Raw genomic sequence first — 17,165 nt, 5'->3', positions numbered from 1 at the left:
ACTTCTCGGCCGCTGGGAAGCCGAACCAGCCGATACGTCATTGTGTTCCTCTCTGGTCGTTCTCACTCGGTGTGTGGCGCGTTCCCGGCGGCCGTGTCACTAGTTGACCGGGTGAAGGACGCGACGCGGTACGGTTGGGCGTCCGCTTCCTTGAGCTCAAGCCCGTGCCCGGGAGCTGAGCGGTCCGGTACGAGTTCGCCCCCGCGCAGCGCTGGGACACCGTCGAAGAGAGCTCCGGCGATGCGGGCGTGATCGTGGAAGTATTCGACGTTGATCGCGCCGTCGAATGCGGCGGCCACCGATGCGTGCAAGGCGGGAGCAGTGTGGGCGCTGAGGGGGATGCCGTGTGCGCGCGCGAGCGAGGCGGCGATGCGGAACCCGGTGATGCCGCAGCGGGTGGCGTCGGCTTGCAGCACGTCGACGCAACCTGGCGTGACCAGGTCGCGGAAGTCGGCGGGCATGTACCCGTATTCACCCGCGGCGACCCGGATCGGGGCGGGCATCCGGTCGCGGAGCAGGCGCAGACCGGTGCGGTCGTCGCTAGACACCGGCTCTTCGAACCAGGTGACGCCTAGGTCGGCGAATCGATCAGCCAGGTGGAGGGCTTGTTTGCGCTCGTAGGCGCCGTTCGCGTCGACGAAGAGTTCCACGTGAGGGCCGATGGCTTCGCGGGCGAGAGCGACGCGGCGCGGGTCGTCGTCCGGCTGGGATCCGACCTTCATCTTCACGGCGCGGAGTCCGTGCTCGGCCCACGAGCTGAGCTGTTCGGTCAGTTCGTGGTCTGTGTAGTCGGTGAAGCCGCCGCTGCCGTAGGCGGGGATGGTGTCGTGCGCCCCGCCCAGATACTGGGTGAGCGGTACTCCGGCGAGGCGCGCGGCGAGGTCGTGCACGGCGATGTCGACGGCTGAGATCGCGGCGGCGCAGAGACCTCCCCACCCGGTGTTGCGGACGGCGCGTGCCATTGCCCAGAAGAGGCGCTCGGTGTCGCGGGTGTCCATCCCGTCGATCACTGGCCAGAGGAGCTCGCGGATGATTCCGAGGGCGGCGGTGGGGGCGTGGCTGAAACCAAGCCCCGTCGTGTCGCCGGCGGTCAGGCGTACGACGATCAGGCCGGTTGAGTTCCAGGTGATGGTGCCGTCGCTTTCGGGCCGCTCTCTGCCGGAGGTCGCGGTGGGGATGTTGAACGCATCGATTGTGATTGCGCGGAGCCGCGCCCCGTCCTCAGTTCCCATGGTCGTCGCCGTGGTCGAGGTGGAGGGCGTCCTTCACCCGCTCCACGCCCTCCGTGATGAGCGACGTCGCCGAGTCCTTGATGGCGCCGATCCCGTCGGGGTCGCCCTTCAGTAGGGCGAGGCCGGTGTTCTTCGCGAACTCGTAGGTGATGTGCGGCGGGAGCGGGGGGATGTTCTTGCCGGTGTGCGCGTCGATGACGGTGACCCCGCGGTGCGCCAGCGCCGTGTCCCAGGCGGCCTCCACCTGGTCGTCCGAGGTGACGGTGATCCCCTGGAAGCCGAGCAGCCGCGCCCACCCCGCGTAGTCGACCGACTCGACGTCCTGCGACGTCGACCAGACCGGGTTGGCGTCCTCGGTGCGCATCTCCCACGAGACCTGGGTGAGGTCGTCGTTGTGGAGCACCAGCACCACGAAGGTGGGGTCGTCCCACTTCGAGATGTACTTCTTGAGCGTGATCAGCTCGTTCATCCCGAGCATCTGGAAGGCGCCGTCGCCGATGGTGCAGACCACGGTCCGGTCCGGGTAGGCGAACTTGGCGGCCTCCGCGTACGGCATCGCGGCGAGCATGGTGGCGAGGCGGCCGGAGAGGTCGCCGCGCATCCCGTCGCGCAACCGGATGTAGTGGCCGTACCAGTCGGCGGTGGTCCCGGCGTCGCAGGTGACGATCGCGCCCGCGGGGAGACGCTTGTTCAGCTCGGCGTACACCTTGCGCGGGTTGACGCCGTCGTCGTAGTGCTTCTCGGCCTGCGCGGCGAGCTCGGCATCCCAGTCGCGCATCTTCTCGGCCACCTTCCCCTGCCACGACAGGTCCTCCTTCTGACGCAGGAGCGGGAGGAGGCCGGTGAGCGCCGTCTTCACGTCGGCCCAAATGCTCACCTCCGTCGGGTAACGGAGGCCCAGCTGCTCCGGCCGCAGGTCGATCTGCACCGCGCGGGCCTGCCCGGTCTTCGGCAGGAACTGGCCGTACGGGTAGTTGGTGCCGAGCAGCACGAGCGTGTCGCAGTCCTGCATCTGGTCGTAGCTGGGCCGCGACCCGAGCAGACCGACCTGCTGGGTGTGGAACGGGATGTCGCCGGACACGACCTGCTTGCCGCGGAGCGTCGTGATGACGCCCGCCCCGGCCAGGCGGGCCGCCTGCAGCACCTCCTCGGTGGCGCCGTCCGCACCGGCGCCGACCAGGAAGGTCACGCGCTCGCCGGCGTTGACGATGTCGGCCGCCGCCTGCAGCTGCGCAGCCGGCGGTGCGATCGCGGTGGACGGCGCGACGGCGCTCGACCGCGACACCCACATCTCCGCGCCCGGCTCGGCCATCTTCATGCCCTGCACATCGTGCGGCAGGATGACGACGCACGGTTGCTTGCGGGTGATCGCGGTGCGGAAGGCGATGTCGATCACCGCCTGCGCCTGCTCCGGCGAGACTATCGTCTGGACGTACTCGGCGACGTCGGAGAACGCCTGCTCGAGGTTGCTCTCCTGCTGGTTGAACGTTCCGAGCGAGTTCAGTCCCTGCTGGCCGACAATCGCGACGACGGGCTGGTTGTCCATCTTGGCGTCGTACAGGCCGTTCATCATGTGGAAGCCGCCGGGGCTGGAGGTGGCGATGCAGACGCCGACCTCGCCCGTGAACTTCGCGTGCGCGGTTGCCATCAGGGCGCAGATCTCCTCGTGCGTTGGGCGGATGTACTCCACCCCTTCCCCCGCCCGCTCCGCCTTGCCGAGCATCCCGTCGAACTCGCCGATCCCGTCCCCCGGGAACCCGAACACGCGCCGGACACCCCACTCCCGGAGCCGCCCGATCACGAACTCGCTAACCGTCTGTGCCATGTGTGTCTCTCCTTAGGTCGCCCGATTCAGGGTTCCGGGCGTTCGATGAGCCGGTTGGCCGCGCGGGCGGCGACCGCCATGATGGTGAGGGCGGGGTTGGCGCTGCCCTGGGTGGGCAGCACGCTCCCGTCGGTGATGAGCAGGTTGGGGACAGCGAACGTCCGGCAATCGGCGTCGACGACCCCTTCCGTTTCGTCGGCGGCCATGCGCGCGCCGCCGACGAGGTGGGCGTAGCGCTGCACGGTCATGGTCTCCTGTGCGCCGGCGGCCTCGAGGATGCGCTCCATGGTCGCCTGCGCCGCCTTCGCCAATGCCCGATCGTTGTCGCACTGCGTGTACGAGAAGTGGGCGACGGGCAGTCCGTACCGGTCGGTCTCGTCGGCCAGGGTCACCCGGTTGTCCGGCTGGGGCAGGAACTCGCAGAGCGCGCCGAGGCAGGCCCAGTGCACGTAGTCGGACATGTACCGTCTGAGGTCCGCGCCCCAGTGACCCTGCGCCATCACGTGCTCCGCCCAGGTGATCGGGAGGGGCGAGACCGTCTGGATGGAGTACCCGCGCTTGTAGGGCTTGGTCGGGTCGGTCTCGTAGAACTCCTCGGTGGAGACCTCGGGGGGTGGCGCCTTCCACATGCGGATCTCCTCCGGGAACCGCCCGGCGGTCTGTGGGGCGCCCTGCACCATCAGGTAACGGCCGACCTGGTCGAAGTCGTTGCAGAGGCCGTCCGGGAAGCGCTTCGACGCCGAGTTGAGCAGGAGTCGCGGCGTCTCGATGGAGTACCCCGCGATCGCGACCATCCGTGCGCGCTGGAACCGCGGGACGCCGTCCCGGAAGTAGTGGACGCCGACAGCGCGGCCGGTGCGCTCATCCACCGCGATGGAGGAGACCATGCAGTCGGCGCGGACCTCGGCGCCGTGGTCGAGGGCGTCCGGGATGTGGGTGATGAGCGGCGACGCCTTCGCGTTGACCTTGCAGCCCTGGAGGCAGAAGCCGCGGTAGATGCAGTGCGGGCGGTGGCCGAAGCGGCCGTTGGCGATCGCGACCGGCCCGACCTTCGCCGTGATCCCGGCTGCCCGGGCGCCCCGCAGGAAGGCTTCGCCGTTGCCCGAGACGGGATGCGCGCTGTGCGGGTAGGTGTGCGGGTCGCCCCACGGCCAGTCCTCCCCGGCGACGGGGAGCTCGCTCTCGATGGCCTCGTAGAAGGGGCGCAGGTCGTCGTAGGCGATCGGCCAGTCCGCGCCAACACCGTCGTCGGTGCGCGTCCGGAAGTCGCTGGGGTGGAAGCGCGGCACGTAGCCCGCGTAGTGCACCATGGAGCCGCCGACGCCGCGTCCGGAGTTGTTCGACCCCAGGGGCACGGGGTCGCCGCCGCCGATCTGCCTCGGCTCCGTCCAGTAGAGGTGGTGGGAGCTGGCCTCGTCGCTCACCCAGTCGCGGCCGGGGTCCCAGAACGGGCCGGCGTCGAAGGCGACCGCGCTCCATCCGGCGCGCGCGAGGCGCTGCAGCAGCACCGACCCTCCTGCGCCGCAGCCGACGATGGCGATGTCGACCTCGTCCGTGTCGGAGTAGCGGCGCATCCCGTCGCGCAGGTCGGGGCGGGTGCGCGACCCGTCGGGGGTCAGCAACCAGGCGGAGGCGTTGCGGTCGCGGACCCCGGCGAGTGCCGCCGCCGCGGCGCCGCGCAGCCCGCTCACGATCCGTCCCCGGTCGTCGTGATGGGCAGCTGCGCGGGATGCGCGTCCTCGACCTCGAAGGGCTCCCGCCGGCCGATGCCGAGGTTCTTGTACCCCCGCGGGTAGGCGGGGCCGTCGAACCCGATCTCGTCCCAGGCCCGGGGGTGGCTGTAGAACGCGGTGCAGGCGTAGCGCGTCCACAGGCTCCACGCCTGCCCGCGGTGGAGCCCGTGCCAGTCGCCGTCGCCGGTGTGGACGGCCTCCAGCAGGGCGCGCCTGCGCTCGTGGTCGCAGTCGGCGAAGGTGCACCCGTGCGCGCCGCGCGCGTCGTCGTCGAGGGCGGCGAGAGTGCGGTGCCAGGACTCCTGGTCGGTCGGCATCGTGTCGTAATGCCAGCCGTCGGTCTGCTTCTCGGCGAGACGCGCATCCACCATGGCCGTCACGGGCACCCGGTCGTCGCCCTCCTGGCCGAGGATCTCGTCGAACAGGGCGGTGGCGGCGGCCTGCTCCACCACGTCGAAGAAGCGGATGTCGGAGGGGCGGCCCACCCGGGCGAGGACGACGGCCCGGGTCTCCTCGTCCCAGTGCCGAGCCTGGTCGAGCACGCGGAACCCGGGGAAGCGCTCGGGCACGTCGTCCCCGCGCTGCACCGGCGGGGTGCTCACTTCTCGCGCCTCAGGATCGCGGCGAGCAGCCCCATCCCGCCGACGACGGTGACGAGGAGGGGCGCGAGGAGCGGGGGACCCATCTCCAGGTTGTAGAGGGCGTTGCGCCAGCCTCCGGGCTTCTGGGCGATGCCGCGGGCGTGCAACCACGTGCCCTGGAGGCCGTTCGCGACGATGGTCGCCGCGGCGATCGGCAGCAGGGTCTTCGCGGCGCGTTTGCTGAACACTCCCGCGACACCGGCGATCGCACCGACAGGCCCGAGGAGGACGGGTGCCCACATCCAGGGGTTCCCGAAGCTGGCCTTGTCGTGCTCGAAGTAGATCTCCGCCGCGGTCACCAGCGATCCGGCCGCCGTCAACCCGGACAGCGACCGCTCGAACCGCCCGGTCTCGATATTGCGTACGATCCGGTCGATGCCGTGGACCGCGTTCGTTGTCGTTATGCGTGGGGTCATTTGCTGTCCTGTTCGTTTGCTGCCTGGCGGAAACGGTGTTTCGGGTCCGGGAAGGAGCTGACCGGGGCGGTCTGGTTGGCGGTGAGTCCGTTGCCGATCCAGCCGAGCACGAGCCGAAGCCGGCGTCCTGGGCTGGGGAGTGCCAGGGCGTGGTACACCTTGTCGACGGCCCAGGCGGGCAGCCCGTGCAGGGGCAGCCCGCGCAGGACGGCGGCGCCGCGCATGCCGCCGTAGCTGGCTAGGGTCCCGAGGGATCGGTGCCGGTATGCGACGGGCGGGTCGCCAGCGAGGCCGTTCCGGAGGCTGCGAGCGAGTGTCCGCGCTTGGCGGATGGCGTTCTGCGCGTTCGGTGGGTAGAAGGCGGGCTGTTGCTGCACGGTGAGGTCGGGCACCTGCGCGTCGTCGCCGAGACCCCAGGCTCCATCGACGGGGGTCCCGTCGTTGCGGACGACGCGCAGGTAGCGATCGCATTGCACGTGGCCCTTTCGGCCGCGTGGCACGTCGGTGTGATCGAGGACCGGGTTCGGGGTGACGCCGGCGACCCAGACGATGGTGTCCGATGCGTGGGTGGAGCCGTCGCTGAGGACGACTTCGCCGTTGTGGCAGCTCTTCATTTCGGTGTGGAGCAGCACTGTGATGCCGCGGCGGCGGAGGAGGGCAAGCGTCCAGGCGGACAGTTTTTCGGTGAGTTCGGAGGCGATGCGTCCGGCTGCCTCGACCAGCATCCAGTCCATGCTCTCCCCGTACAGTTCCGGGTAGCGACGGAATTCTGTGACCGCGAGTGATTGGAGTTCGGCGATCGCTTCGACTCCGGTGTAGCCGCCGCCGACGAACACGAAGGTCAGCGCCCGTCGTCGTTCTGCGGGGTCGCTGGTGGCGGCAGCGAACTGGATGCGGTCGAGGACGTGATCGCGGAGGAAGGCGGCCTCCTCGATGCTGGAGAACCCGATTCCGTTTTCGGTCAGACCGGGGATGGGCAGCGTCTTCGTCACCGCGCCGAGCGCGAACACGACATGGTCGTAGTGGATCGGTCGCTGTGTGCCGTCGAGGGTGCGGATGACGGCGACTTTCCTGTTGGTGTCGACGGAGGCGACCGACCCCGGCACCAGCTCGGTGTGTTTGAGCGGGTGGCGGAGCGGGACGACGGTGTCGCGGGGCTGGGTCTCGCCGCCGGCAACCTCGGGTAGCAGCGGTTTGTAGGTCAGATACGGTTGCGGGTCCACCACGGTGAGGCGGAGCCGGTTCCGGCCAGACTCCCGTTGCAGCGCCCTGGCCAGGGTGAAGCCGGCGAACCCGGCGCCGAGCACGAGCACGTGGGGTGGGGTCATCGGTCACTCCTTGCCGATCGGGATGCGGTCTTGGGTGGTGGTCGTGGTTCCGGAGAGCAAGTGGAAGGCGCTGCGTACGAGCGCGAAGTGGCTGTACGCCTGGGGCATGTTTCCCAGTTGCCGGGCAGCGTGCGGGTCCCATTCCTCGCTGAGCAGACCGACGTCGTTGCGCAGATCCAGCAGTCGCTGGAACAAGGCTTCGGCGTCGTCTCTTCGGCCGGCTCCGATGAGCGCGTCCACCAGCCAGAATGAGCAGGCGAGGAAGACACCCTCCCCGCCCGGGAGACCGTCGTCGCTGGCTTGGGGGCGGTAGCGCAGCACCAGCCCGTCGTCGGTGAGGTCTTTCTCGATGGCTTCGATTGTGCCGACGACTCGTGGGTCGTCGGGTGGGAGGAACCCGACCCGGGGGATCAGCAGCAGGGAGGCATCCAGATCGTTCGACCCGTAGGCCTGTACGAACGTGTTCCGCTTCGGGTCGAAGCCGTTTTCCAGGATGTCGCGGCGGATTTTCGCCCGCAGCCGCTCCCACTGGCGTACCGGGCCGGGAAGGTTGAATTGGTGGGCGCCGTCGATCATGCGGTCGACGGCGACCCATGCCATGACTTTGGAATGGGTGAAATGGCGGCGTGGGCCGCGCATCTCCCACAGCCCGTTGTCCGGCTCTTGCCAGTGCTCAGCCAGATGGCTGACGAGGGCCCGCTGGACGTCCCACGCGTCCTCGCCTGCGCCGATGGTGGTGCGGGTGAGGGAGAGGCCGTCAAGAACTTCGCCCCAGACATCGAGTTGCAGCTGTTCCGCGGCGGCGTTGCCGACACGGACGGGCGCGGAATGATCGAACCCGGCCAGCCAGTCCAGTGTCTGTTCTGGGAGACGGCGCCGGCCGTCGAGTCCGTACATGATGCGCAGGTCTGCCGGGTCGCCGGCGACGGCGCGGACCAACCAGTTGCGCCACGAACTGGCCTCGTCGGTGTAGCCGGCGGTCAGAAGCGACTGCAGGGCGAGGGTCGCATCGCGCAGCCAGCAGAAACGGTAGTCCCAGTTGCGTGGCCCGCCGGGCTGCTCCGGCAGGGAGGTGGTCGGCGCGGCCACGATGCCGCCGGTCGGGAGGTAGGTCAGCGCCTTGAGGGTGATCAGCGAGCGTTGGATGGCGTCGCGATGCGCGCCGTACGCGTTGCTCTCACTGCTCCAGCGCGTCCAGAACAACTCCGTCGCGGCCAACGCCGTCTCGGCATCCGTCGGCTCCGGTTCCTCCTCGTGGCTGGGGTACCAGGTGAGCGTGAATGCGACGCGGTCGCCCGGGTTGACGGTGAAGTCGGCGACGGTGCGGAAGTCGCGGCCGCCCAGGGGCACGTCTGAGGAGATCAGCACAGCGTCCGGCCCGGCGACCGCTCGGACCCCGCGTTCCGCTTTCGTCACCCAGGGAACGACATGCCCGTAGTCGAACCGCAGTATCAGCTCGAACTGCATCGCCACTGTCCCGGAGACGCCCTCGACGATTCGTACGAGGTCGGCCGCCCGGTCACGCACCGGCATGAAATCGATGATGCGGGCGACCCCGTCGGCGGTCTCCCACTCGGTCTCCAGGACCAGGGTGTCGCCGCGGTAGCGGCGACGCGTGCAACGACCGCTGCCGGCGGGTGCGATTCGCCACCGTCCGGCAGCCTCGGTGTCAAGGAGGGCCGCGAAGCAGGCGGCGGAGTCGAAACGGGGCAGACACAGCCAATCGATCGACCCGGTAACCGACACCATCGCCGCCGTGTGCAGGTCGCCGACCATCGCATAGTCCTCGATGCGCGGTGCGCTCACAGGCCCACACTTCCGTGCATGATGCCGCCATCCACAAAAACGGTGGTGGCCGTGAGGTACGAGCCGCCGCCGGAGATCACGAAGGCAACGACGTCACCGATCTGCGCGGGGTCCGCCACCGTGCGTAGCGGGATGCTGTTCTCCAATTTCTGGCGGAGCGAGTCGTCCTTCATGGTGGCGGTGTTGATCGGCGTGTTCACCGCGCCGGGCGCCACGTTGACCACACGCACGCCGTGCGGGCCGAGCTCCACTCCAGCGGTGCGGGTCAGCATCCGCATCCCGCCTTTCGCCACGCAGTAGCTGAGGTTGCCGGGCATCGGCCAGTCCTCGTGCACCGACGACACGTTCACGACGATGCCGCCTGAGCCCTGCTCGATGAACTGCTTCGCTGCCCGCTGGGTGCCGAAGACCGCGCTCTTGAGATCGACGGCCATCACCTCCTCGAAGGCATCCTCGGTGACCTCCAGAAGGCTGTGCCGCTTTTCGATGCCGGCGTTGTTGACGAATGCGTCCAGGCTCCCGAACTCGTCGACGGCGGTCCGGATGAGCTTGTCGATATCTGCCGGGGAGCTGACGTCGGCCTCGACGCCGACGGCGCGTCCTCCCGCGGCGGTGATTTCTGTGACCAGGTCCGCGGTGTCCTCCGGGCGGGCCACGTAGTCGATGACCACGGCGGCTCCCGCCGCGGCCAGGCACCGTACGATTGCGGCGCCGATTCCGCTGTTGCCGCCGGTTACGACGACGCTTTTGCCGCTCAAGTCCACAGTGTTCCTCCTTGGTCCGCCGCCCATTGAACCATTCGTTTGCGCAAATGCAACTGTTTTTGTGACAGCACAAAGCGGACCGCCGCTGACGCGGGTCCGATGGCGAGTGGCGACGGGGAACCGGTATGAGGAGGTGTGACCTGATGGAGAGTGTCCCCGCCGGCCCGACGGAGATTGAGCCGATTAGCGACGGCTGAGACGGTTTGAACCCTCGGTGTCCCTCAGTCGACGCTTCCGGGCGCGCCTAGCCGTGACAGCTGCGTCGACCGCGTCGTGACGGACGGTGCGGGGAGGGGGTTGGGGGGTTCCCCTCCCCGCCCGCACCGGTTGGGTACACCCAGCCGGTGGCTTAGCCGGGGGAACGCGCCTGAGTTTCTGTGCAGACGAAGCCCGTCGGCCGGCGGCGGCCGACTAGCCCTATCCGGAATCAAGCCACTCCTGCGTGCCGGGCTGCCCTGGCGAGTGGGCCTGCATCCTGACATCGGCCATTCGGCATCTCCCCGAGCGGACCGGCGTGGTTCTTATCGCTAGGATGATTGTTACGCGACGTTTGCGATTGCGCAATGGAAGCGATGTGGGACATGAAGAGCACGCGGATGGACCGATGATGAACGTTCTTGATTCGACCGGCCCACGGGGCCGAGGTCAGGGTCGGGGGCATCAGGTGGTTAGGCCTGCGAATCTCTACGCGGGCACCCCCGTGCTGCTTCTGGCTTCGAGTAACGGCGACGGCACCGCCAACCTTGCCCCGGCTTCCTCGTACTGGGCGCTCGGACGGATCCTAGCTCTGGGTTTAGAGACCGACGGTCAGACTCTCGCCAACATTCTCGATCGTCCGCAGCTGACGGTGAACTTCCCGTCGCCGGCGCTATGGTCTGCGGTCGAGCGGATCGCTGACCTGACGGGGAGGTCGGAGGTGCCGGAGGGGAAGCTCGGGCGGTACTTATACTGTGCCGACAAGTTTGCGGCGGCTGGCCTGACGTCGCAAACTTCTGACCTTGTCGAGCCGCCGCGGGTGCGTGAATGTTTGCTGCAGCTTGAGGCGGAAGTGCGGCGGGTGACGCCAGGGGTGAGCGGTGACTACGCGATCGCCGAGGCCGAGGTTGTCCGGGTGCACGCCGACCGGAGCATTATCGGTGAGGATGACCGAATCGACCCGCTGGCATGGCGGCCGATGGTCTATAGCTTCCGGACCTATTTCGAGCTCGGCGAACCGGTGGGCGTACGAGGCGCCGTCGTTCCGGATCCTGCAGAAGAGGGCAACAACATGGTCGGCGCGGTTGAGTCGGAGGGCGGCGACCCGGCATGTTGGCTTGCCCTGATTTGCCCAGATTGTGGTGCGGTGGGGGAGGTGCCCGGCGGATGTCGCCGCTGTGGCGCGGCTAGCTAACCGTTCACATAGACGCGGTGCCCGGAGACGAGCGGGGCAGCCGGGCTGGGCTACGCATCGCCGCTGAGGACGGGACGCATCAGAGTAAAGCGTCCGTCGTCGCCGTGTCGCCCCCCGGCGGCACGGGCGAAGGCGCGAAAGCCCTCGGCCGCGCGCGCTCGCTCCTCGGGTTCCATCGCTGCCAAGACCTCCGCCAGCGCCGCGCGACGGTGCTCGATCACCTGGTCGACAAGTGCGGCGCCTTGAGGAGTCAGTGTCAGGCGAACGAAACGCCGGTCGGCCGGATCCTCGGCCCGTGCGATCAGTCCGGCGTGAACCAGCTTCTCGCTGGTGCGCGTGGCATTGGAAGCGTGAACGCCGAGCTCAGCGGCGATCTCGCCGAGATTCTGTGAGCCCCGGGTCGCGATCGTCACCAGCACCCGCAATTGCGGCGACGTGACGATATCCTCCACCTCCGCCACCGATCGCGCTGCGACGCCCATCATCACGTCCGCCGCGATCAGCGCAGCATTCACATCCTGCATTTCCACATTCTGGGCATTCACCCTCTCAGTTCTAGCCCGAAAATCATTTGCCCGCGCGTGGACGTGGCAGGCGGTGAGCTCGCGGGTGGGACCTCATGGCTGCGGTTGCCCGGTGGAGTCGCTCGACACCGACGCGCGATGCGGAGCACATGCCACCTGCCGGAGGTCCGGCGCTGCTACGGTTTCGAACCGTGGAAGACCCGGACTTCTTCTTGCCCGCCGTTGCTGCGCTGCACTTAGGTATCCCTGAACTGGAGATCCATCACGCCATCAGAGATGGCGAACTCCGGACAGTTGTATACCGGGGCGAGGTGAGGATCCCTGCCCAGGCCTTAACAAGCTTCGAGGAGCGACGGCGAACCCCCAACAACGACCCTTCGGCCTCTCACGACTAGCACTGCGGAGGGGGGTGTCGCGACCGCGCCGGGCGGCTACGGGCGCCAGCTCATTGTTCAGGCGGATCGGGTGATCCCGAGTTTGCGCGTCCGCGGGCTCTCCCTTGTCTGTTGTGGTCCGCTTTCGGGTAGTTGCCCCCGCGCTGGTGGGTGCTGCGGACCAGGGGCTCCTCGCCGTCGTGGTCAGCTCCGACATATGTTCCGGCTACATCCGCGTCTGGTCCGATTCCGCCGTGCTCCGTGTATTGCCCATGCACCTGCCGCTGCTCCGGTGCTTCAGGGTCTGCCTGTGTGTAGTGGCCTTCGAGTTCGTCGCGTTCATGCTGAAGCATGGTCACCGCCTCCTTACTTGCGATAGCGCAATTGTCCCACCGTTGGGGCCGGGTGACTATTGCTCCGTTACTGGGGTGTGGGGATGGAGGGCGCCGACTGCGGCTGGGCGCGTCCACCGTTGCACGTGAGCGGTCTGTGCGGCTGGGTCTCCGCAACGTTTTTTGTCGCCGTGTCCGTCGTTTTTGGGAGCCTAGGCTGCTGTGACCGCGAAGAGTCCTGCGACCCCGAGAAGGTAGATCAGCAAAACTGTGGCCGAGTCAATTCCCATGCCCAGCACGCGTTTAGTCGGCTGGAACACCAACCCGACGCAGTAGATCAGGGTGAGCAGTGCGGCGAGGGCAGTCAGGTACACGTCGCTGGCGTTCGCGTGAGGGAGCACCGCTCGCCCGGAGATGAGAGTGGCGACCAGGAACAGTACCGGCAGGAACGCGTTGCCGCCAAAGATGTCGCTCATGGCGAGGTTATCGTCACCTTGTTTGACCGCTTGCAGGCCGGTGGAGATTTCGGGAAGGGAGGTTGCGAGTGCCAGGACGGTGGCTCCGAACAATACCCCGGATAGGCCGATCTGTTTGGAGGCGGCGTCTCCGCTGACTTCGAGAATGACGCCGGCAGCAAGGGTGGCGAGGGCGGAGATGCCGAAAACTAGCCACACACGTCCTGTGCTCCACTGCTGGTGGGGCGATTCCGGTTTGCTGCGCCGATGCCCCGCCGCATGTGGCGACGCGTCCGGCGCGTTTCCCTTGCTTTCCCAGGGCAGGGACGACCCGGCATGCTTGACCAGCAGAAGTCCGATCACCCAGACGACGGCGATCAGAACAACATCCGGTGACAGGCGCAGGAGCACCAAGGCGGGCAGTTGGCTGCCTGCCATCACGATGGCGAGGACAGCGACGACGACTACCGCTTCCAATACCAGCACTAGGGATGCCGCCCGATACGTGAGTGGGGGGACGTTCTTGCCGCGCTTTCCCCACGCGTCGAGGATCACGAGGACCACTGTTTGTAGTGCGATCCCGCCGAGGATATTGCCGAGAGCTACGGAGAGGTCACCGGAAAGTGCGGCGCTGACGGTGATCGCGATCTCGGGCAGGTTCGTCGCGACGGCTAGGATGATGAGGCCGCCGAGTGCACTGCCGATATGCAGGCGCGAGTCCAGCACGTCGGTGGTCCGGGAAAGCTGGATGCCAGCCACCCAAACGACCGCGGCCGCCACCACGAAAATCAGGACCAGAAGCCACATCGGCCACCCGGTCATCGCTCTACCGCCGCGACAACCGCGCGATCGAACCGAGCGCCCACTTTGTCGTGCATGAGCGTCCTCTCTCGCGAATCCACGTCCGCACGCTACGTCTGTGGGGTCTTCTGGTGAACGGCCTTGATCCCCTCGGGTAGTTGCGTGTACGCAACCGTGGTATCCCTTGCGGTCCCTTGCGTCTTGATGATGTGCGAAGTTCGGTCCGGCTCTCGCACGCACCCGAGCAGGCGTCGAAGGACCGACACCTCAGGCGATCGAGCGTCCAGCGCCGTGGGTCGTGCATTCAACTACACGGGAAGGGGTATTAGGCGCACTCGCAGGCGAGCCTCACGCGCAGATGAATTCTGTGATGGCGTGCGCGGCCTCAAGCACGCGGGATGCGGTGGTGCGGATTAGCTGAACGTCTTCGTCGGCCCATCCGGTGATGTAGCCGATGCTGTACGCGCTGGTGTCGAAGCCGGCCAGGCCGGCGACGATGTACGCAACGGATTCGGCTTCCACTTCCATCCGGCCCCGGTGCTGGCGGTACTCCTCGAGGTCGTCCATGTGGCCGAGTTCGATGTGTGCCGCCTCGTGGATGAGGGTCTTCGCTGCCTGCTCTGGCGCGAGATCGCACCGCAGGGCAACGGTCTGCTGCTCGGGGTCGGTGAACCCGTTGGCGTGGGTAAGCGCCTCGCGTGCGATAGTCCATCCGAGCGCCTCGAGGTGCACGGTGAGTGGGGGGATAACGCCGTGGTCATGCTTGCCGTTGAGCTGTTGGACCGGGCTCTCTGGCACCGTCATGCCCTCCACCGTGTCGGTTTGTGAGATGTCGAACACCGACAGCACGGGGAAGTAGTGCACGGTGTGCTCTTCCGGGTCGGCGTCACTCTCGAGGTCTGTGTTGCGGATCGCCTTGAAGTTGTAGCCGAAGATCTTGATCGCGTGCTCGCCTTTGCGGACTTGGCGCCCTTTGGCCTGCCATTGCCGGAACCCGGCGACCATGGTCGCTTCCGGGTTCTGCGCGAGGATCAGGAGGAGGTTGTTCAGGCTGTGGGTGTGGAAGGAGCGCGCGATGTCGAGGAATCGGCGCAATTGCCCGCTGTCCGCGAGGTGCTGAACCTGCTCAACGATCGAAGCGTGTAAGTCTTCGGCCTGCGCTTTCCGCTGTGCTGCGGTGCGCCCCTCCGGTTTGGTCATGATCTTCGCTCCCTGGTGGTCAACCTGTTTGGTGTGGGTTGTTCGATAGAGGGAATCGGTGGGAGCGGGAGCACCGTGAGTGCCAACCGCGCTCTGGCGAGATAAGCCCGGAGGGCGCGTCAGAGCGCGGTTGGAACGGCAAGGTGCGTCAGCGACCTACGATGAACGGTCGGACAGCCCACAGCGCAGTTGAAGGCACTGCCCTGCGCACCAGGACCACAACAGGCCCAGACCAGTGCGATCAATTGATCCGGTGGGCGTGGGGGCTTAGGTGGGCGCGTGCTGGTTGGTGGAGCCGCCTGCGGCGGCGCAGTCCTTGCCGGTCTTGTTTGTCTTTCCGGCTGCCGATCGTAGCTCGTTCCCGGCGCTCCCGTGCCGGGCTTTCGCGGCATATCCTCACTCGCTGCGCTCCCTCCGGTATTCCACGGTCCCGGCACTCCCGCCCCTCCCACTCGCAATCGATCTCTCCGCCGGAAGGCAAACAAAAACGATCGACAGGGGAGTGATTGTGATGCGGGTATTCGTCATAGATGCGAGCAACATGGGTCCGGAACTGCAGGGCGGATTGATGGGAGTGGTCGGGTCCGTGTTCCCGACGGCGGAGGAGAAGAAGGAATGCGTAGAGACCGTGGCCCGGTACGCGGCGGACGGGTGGGCCATCGCTGCTGACCCCCACACGCTCATCGGCCGGCTCGCCGCACTGACCGCCGAGGCGGCGGCCGTGCCGTTCATGCGACTCGATGGCGCTCGCCTGGGACAGCGCGCCACGCGTATCATGAGGGCCACGCGCAGTCCCGAGCGAGATTCCGCCGACCCCGACGGATCGCCATTTCCCACACTTGCGCCCGAGACCCGCACAAGCGGAGCGACGCTCGCCGACTCGCGCATCGAGAACGGGGGTCGATGATCATGTCTCGCCCTCCGCTCGTCTCCGAGACCTGGGGAACTGTCTCCACCCGCATGCTCGAGCAAGGCCGCTGGGCCGCCCGCGCCCGCTACCGTGACGTCGACGGCCGCACTCGGCAGATCGAAAGAATCGGCCGCACCAAGCAGAAGGCGGAGGCGCTCCTCCGCGAGGCGATGCGCGATCGCATCAGGCCGCTCGGCGACGGCGAACTCGGACCGGACACCCGGCTCGCAGACCTCGCGATCGCGTGGTGGGACGAGTTCAGCCACACGTCTCGCTCCAACGGCACGCTTCGTCGATACGAAACCGTGCTGGACAAGTACGTCATCCCGAATCTCGGCGGCTGGATGATCCGAGAGGCATCCGTCTCTAAGCTCGACCGGTTTATCAAGCAGACCACCCGGCTTAACGGCTACTCAAACGCCAGTATTGCCGTGGTGCTGCTGACGGGCATGTTCGCGATGGCTGCTCGCCACGATGCCATCGAAGCCAACCCGATGAAATCGGTCGCACCCGTCGAGGAGCCGGATCACCAGGTCGCTACCTTCTCGCTCGAGGATGTCGCCGAGCTGCGCGAGATCCTCGCCAGGTGGGATTCAAGCCTTGATGCATCCGGCCGGCGCCGAGGCACTGACCTGGCGGATCCGGTGGACTTCTTCCTCGGCACCGGTTGCCGGCCAGGCGAGGTATTCGCCCTGATGTGGGAGGACGTCGACTTCACCATCCAGCCGTTCACGGTCGACATCCGTCGGACGATGGCGAAGAACCGCGAAGGCCGCTGGACCGTTCAGAACAAGACCAAAACCGGAGGCGGACGTCGGCTGTTTCTCCCGCCCTTTGTCGGCAAGATGCTCCTGCGCCGGAGGGTCGAATCGTATTCGGAACTGGTCTTCCCGTCCTCAACTCTCACGCCACGAATCCCGGACAATTTCCGTCTCCAGTGGCACACCGCCTTGAAGGGAACTCGATTTGAAGGGCGAGTCCCGAAGGAGTTCAGGTCCACCGTGGCGACCGCGCTTCGTGACGCCGTCGGCCTCGAGCGCGCACAGCACCAGCTGGGCCACTCGACGTACGCGACGACGGAGCAGTCCTACCTCCCGCGGGTAGTGCAGGTGCCCGACTCGACCGCGGTTCTCGAACGATTCAACGTTCGCGGCGACTCCGGCCCCGCGCTCGCGTAGCTCATCGTTTACTCACCGCTTTGGTCGTGATCCACGGTGTGTCGCGGAGATCGCACGGGTACGCCGATAGTAGGAAAAGCCCCGATCAACGGGGCTTAGGAGGCCGAGTGTGGCTCTCTGATATCTCGAGTGGCAGAAGCTGAGGTTCTACCATTGAACTACACTCGCGCGGCCCGCGAATCCCAGTAAATCACTGGGATGTCAGGCTGCCGCCCAGACTACCCGGTCGACGGTTTTTGGCCAAACCCGGCCAAAC

Annotated in this window: 14 protein-coding genes; 3 read left to right on the top strand and 11 right to left on the bottom strand. The window is 67.2% G+C overall.

Annotation, left to right across the window (positions count from 1 at the left end; all coding sequences use genetic code 11):
* Positions 1–62: 62 nt before the first annotated feature.
* The 8 genes from J2Y42_RS02545 to J2Y42_RS02510 are packed head-to-tail and all read right to left on the bottom strand — an operon-like array spanning position 63 to position 9,745.
* Entirely contained in the window at positions 63–1,232 is a 1,170-nt protein-coding gene (locus J2Y42_RS02545) for an enolase C-terminal domain-like protein (protein WP_309854729.1), read from the bottom strand.
* Positions 1,222–3,057: a thiamine pyrophosphate-requiring protein gene (locus J2Y42_RS02540; protein WP_309854727.1), complete on the bottom strand. Its 1,836-nt coding sequence runs from the start codon at positions 3,055–3,057 to the stop codon at positions 1,222–1,224. Before J2Y42_RS02540 ends, J2Y42_RS02545 begins: the two co-directional genes overlap by 11 nt.
* Positions 3,058–3,083: 26 nt before the next feature.
* Positions 3,084–4,748 carry a GMC family oxidoreductase gene (locus J2Y42_RS02535; RefSeq protein ID WP_309854726.1) on the bottom strand — a complete coding sequence of 555 codons (1,665 nt, stop codon included), beginning with the start codon at positions 4,746–4,748 and terminating at the stop codon, positions 3,084–3,086.
* Positions 4,745–5,392 carry a gluconate 2-dehydrogenase subunit 3 family protein gene (locus J2Y42_RS02530; protein WP_309854724.1) on the bottom strand — a complete coding sequence of 216 codons (648 nt, stop codon included), beginning with the start codon at positions 5,390–5,392 and terminating at the stop codon, positions 4,745–4,747. The genes J2Y42_RS02535 and J2Y42_RS02530 overlap by 4 nt, the downstream gene beginning before the upstream one ends.
* Positions 5,389–5,847: a hypothetical protein gene (locus tag J2Y42_RS02525; RefSeq protein ID WP_309854722.1), complete on the bottom strand. Its 459-nt coding sequence runs from the start codon at positions 5,845–5,847 to the stop codon at positions 5,389–5,391. Before J2Y42_RS02525 ends, J2Y42_RS02530 begins: the two co-directional genes overlap by 4 nt.
* A complete protein-coding gene (locus tag J2Y42_RS02520; RefSeq protein WP_309854720.1) occupies positions 5,844–7,175 on the bottom strand; it encodes an FAD-dependent oxidoreductase in 1,332 nt (443 codons plus the stop codon). Before J2Y42_RS02520 ends, J2Y42_RS02525 begins: the two co-directional genes overlap by 4 nt.
* A 3-nt stretch (positions 7,176–7,178) precedes the next feature.
* Complete coding sequence (locus J2Y42_RS02515; RefSeq protein ID WP_309854718.1) at positions 7,179–8,981, bottom strand: glycoside hydrolase family 15 protein; 1,803 nt, start codon at positions 8,979–8,981, stop codon at positions 7,179–7,181.
* Complete coding sequence (locus J2Y42_RS02510) at positions 8,978–9,745, bottom strand: glucose 1-dehydrogenase (protein WP_309854716.1); 768 nt, start codon at positions 9,743–9,745, stop codon at positions 8,978–8,980. The genes J2Y42_RS02515 and J2Y42_RS02510 overlap by 4 nt, the downstream gene beginning before the upstream one ends.
* Before the next feature lie 700 nt (positions 9,746–10,445).
* Between J2Y42_RS02510 and J2Y42_RS02505 the strand changes: the two genes are divergently transcribed.
* Positions 10,446–11,135, top strand: a complete 690-nt coding sequence (locus J2Y42_RS02505) for a flavin reductase family protein (RefSeq protein WP_309854715.1) — start codon at positions 10,446–10,448, stop codon at positions 11,133–11,135.
* A 50-nt stretch (positions 11,136–11,185) separates the two neighbouring features.
* On the opposite strand, the gene J2Y42_RS02500 is transcribed toward J2Y42_RS02505, so the two are convergent.
* The 3 genes from J2Y42_RS02500 to J2Y42_RS02490 all read right to left on the bottom strand — a co-directional run bounded on the left by J2Y42_RS02500 (position 11,186) and on the right by J2Y42_RS02490 (position 14,821).
* Positions 11,186–11,680 (bottom strand): MarR family transcriptional regulator, encoded by a 495-nt coding sequence (locus J2Y42_RS02500; RefSeq protein WP_309854713.1) that lies wholly within the window; start codon positions 11,678–11,680, stop codon positions 11,186–11,188.
* Positions 11,681–12,577: 897 nt separating this feature from the next.
* On the bottom strand, positions 12,578–13,642 hold the full coding sequence (locus tag J2Y42_RS02495; RefSeq protein WP_309854711.1) for a sodium:calcium antiporter: 1,065 nt from the start codon (positions 13,640–13,642) through the stop codon (positions 12,578–12,580).
* A gap of 327 nt (positions 13,643–13,969) precedes the next feature.
* Positions 13,970–14,821 (bottom strand): ArdC family protein, encoded by an 852-nt coding sequence (locus J2Y42_RS02490; RefSeq protein WP_309854709.1) that lies wholly within the window; start codon positions 14,819–14,821, stop codon positions 13,970–13,972.
* 541 nt (positions 14,822–15,362) lie between these two features.
* Here J2Y42_RS02490 and J2Y42_RS02485 point away from each other — a divergent pair.
* Positions 15,363–15,728 carry a hypothetical protein gene (locus J2Y42_RS02485; RefSeq protein WP_309854706.1) on the top strand — a complete coding sequence of 122 codons (366 nt, stop codon included), beginning with the start codon at positions 15,363–15,365 and terminating at the stop codon, positions 15,726–15,728.
* 53 nt (positions 15,729–15,781) lie between these two features.
* On the top strand, positions 15,782–16,909 hold the full coding sequence (locus J2Y42_RS02480) for a site-specific integrase (protein WP_309854704.1): 1,128 nt from the start codon (positions 15,782–15,784) through the stop codon (positions 16,907–16,909).
* Positions 16,910–17,165: the final 256 nt, after the last annotated feature.

The organism is Leifsonia sp. 1010, assembly GCF_031455295.1.
Taxonomy (GTDB): Bacteria; Actinomycetota; Actinomycetes; order Actinomycetales; family Microbacteriaceae; genus Leifsonia.
This window is presented reverse-complemented; position numbering and strand designations above follow the sequence as displayed.

Excerpts from the sequence above, each read along its gene's own strand:
- J2Y42_RS02545 (WP_309854729.1), bottom strand. The coding sequence starts at position 1,232 with ATGGGAACTGAGGACGGGGCGCGGCTCCGCGCAATCACAATCGATGCG.
- J2Y42_RS02540 (WP_309854727.1), bottom strand. The coding sequence starts at position 3,057 with ATGGCACAGACGGTTAGCGAGTTCGTGATCGGGCGGCTCCGGGAGTGG.
- J2Y42_RS02525 (WP_309854722.1), bottom strand. The coding sequence starts at position 5,847 with ATGACCCCACGCATAACGACAACGAACGCGGTCCACGGCATCGACCGG.
- J2Y42_RS02520 (WP_309854720.1), bottom strand. The coding sequence starts at position 7,175 with ATGACCCCACCCCACGTGCTCGTGCTCGGCGCCGGGTTCGCCGGCTTC.
- J2Y42_RS02495 (WP_309854711.1), bottom strand. The coding sequence starts at position 13,642 with ATGACCGGGTGGCCGATGTGGCTTCTGGTCCTGATTTTCGTGGTGGCG.
- J2Y42_RS02490 (WP_309854709.1), bottom strand. The coding sequence starts at position 14,821 with ATGACCAAACCGGAGGGGCGCACCGCAGCACAGCGGAAAGCGCAGGCC.
- J2Y42_RS02485 (WP_309854706.1), top strand. The coding sequence starts at position 15,363 with ATGGGTCCGGAACTGCAGGGCGGATTGATGGGAGTGGTCGGGTCCGTG.
- J2Y42_RS02480 (WP_309854704.1), top strand. The coding sequence starts at position 15,782 with ATGCTCGAGCAAGGCCGCTGGGCCGCCCGCGCCCGCTACCGTGACGTC.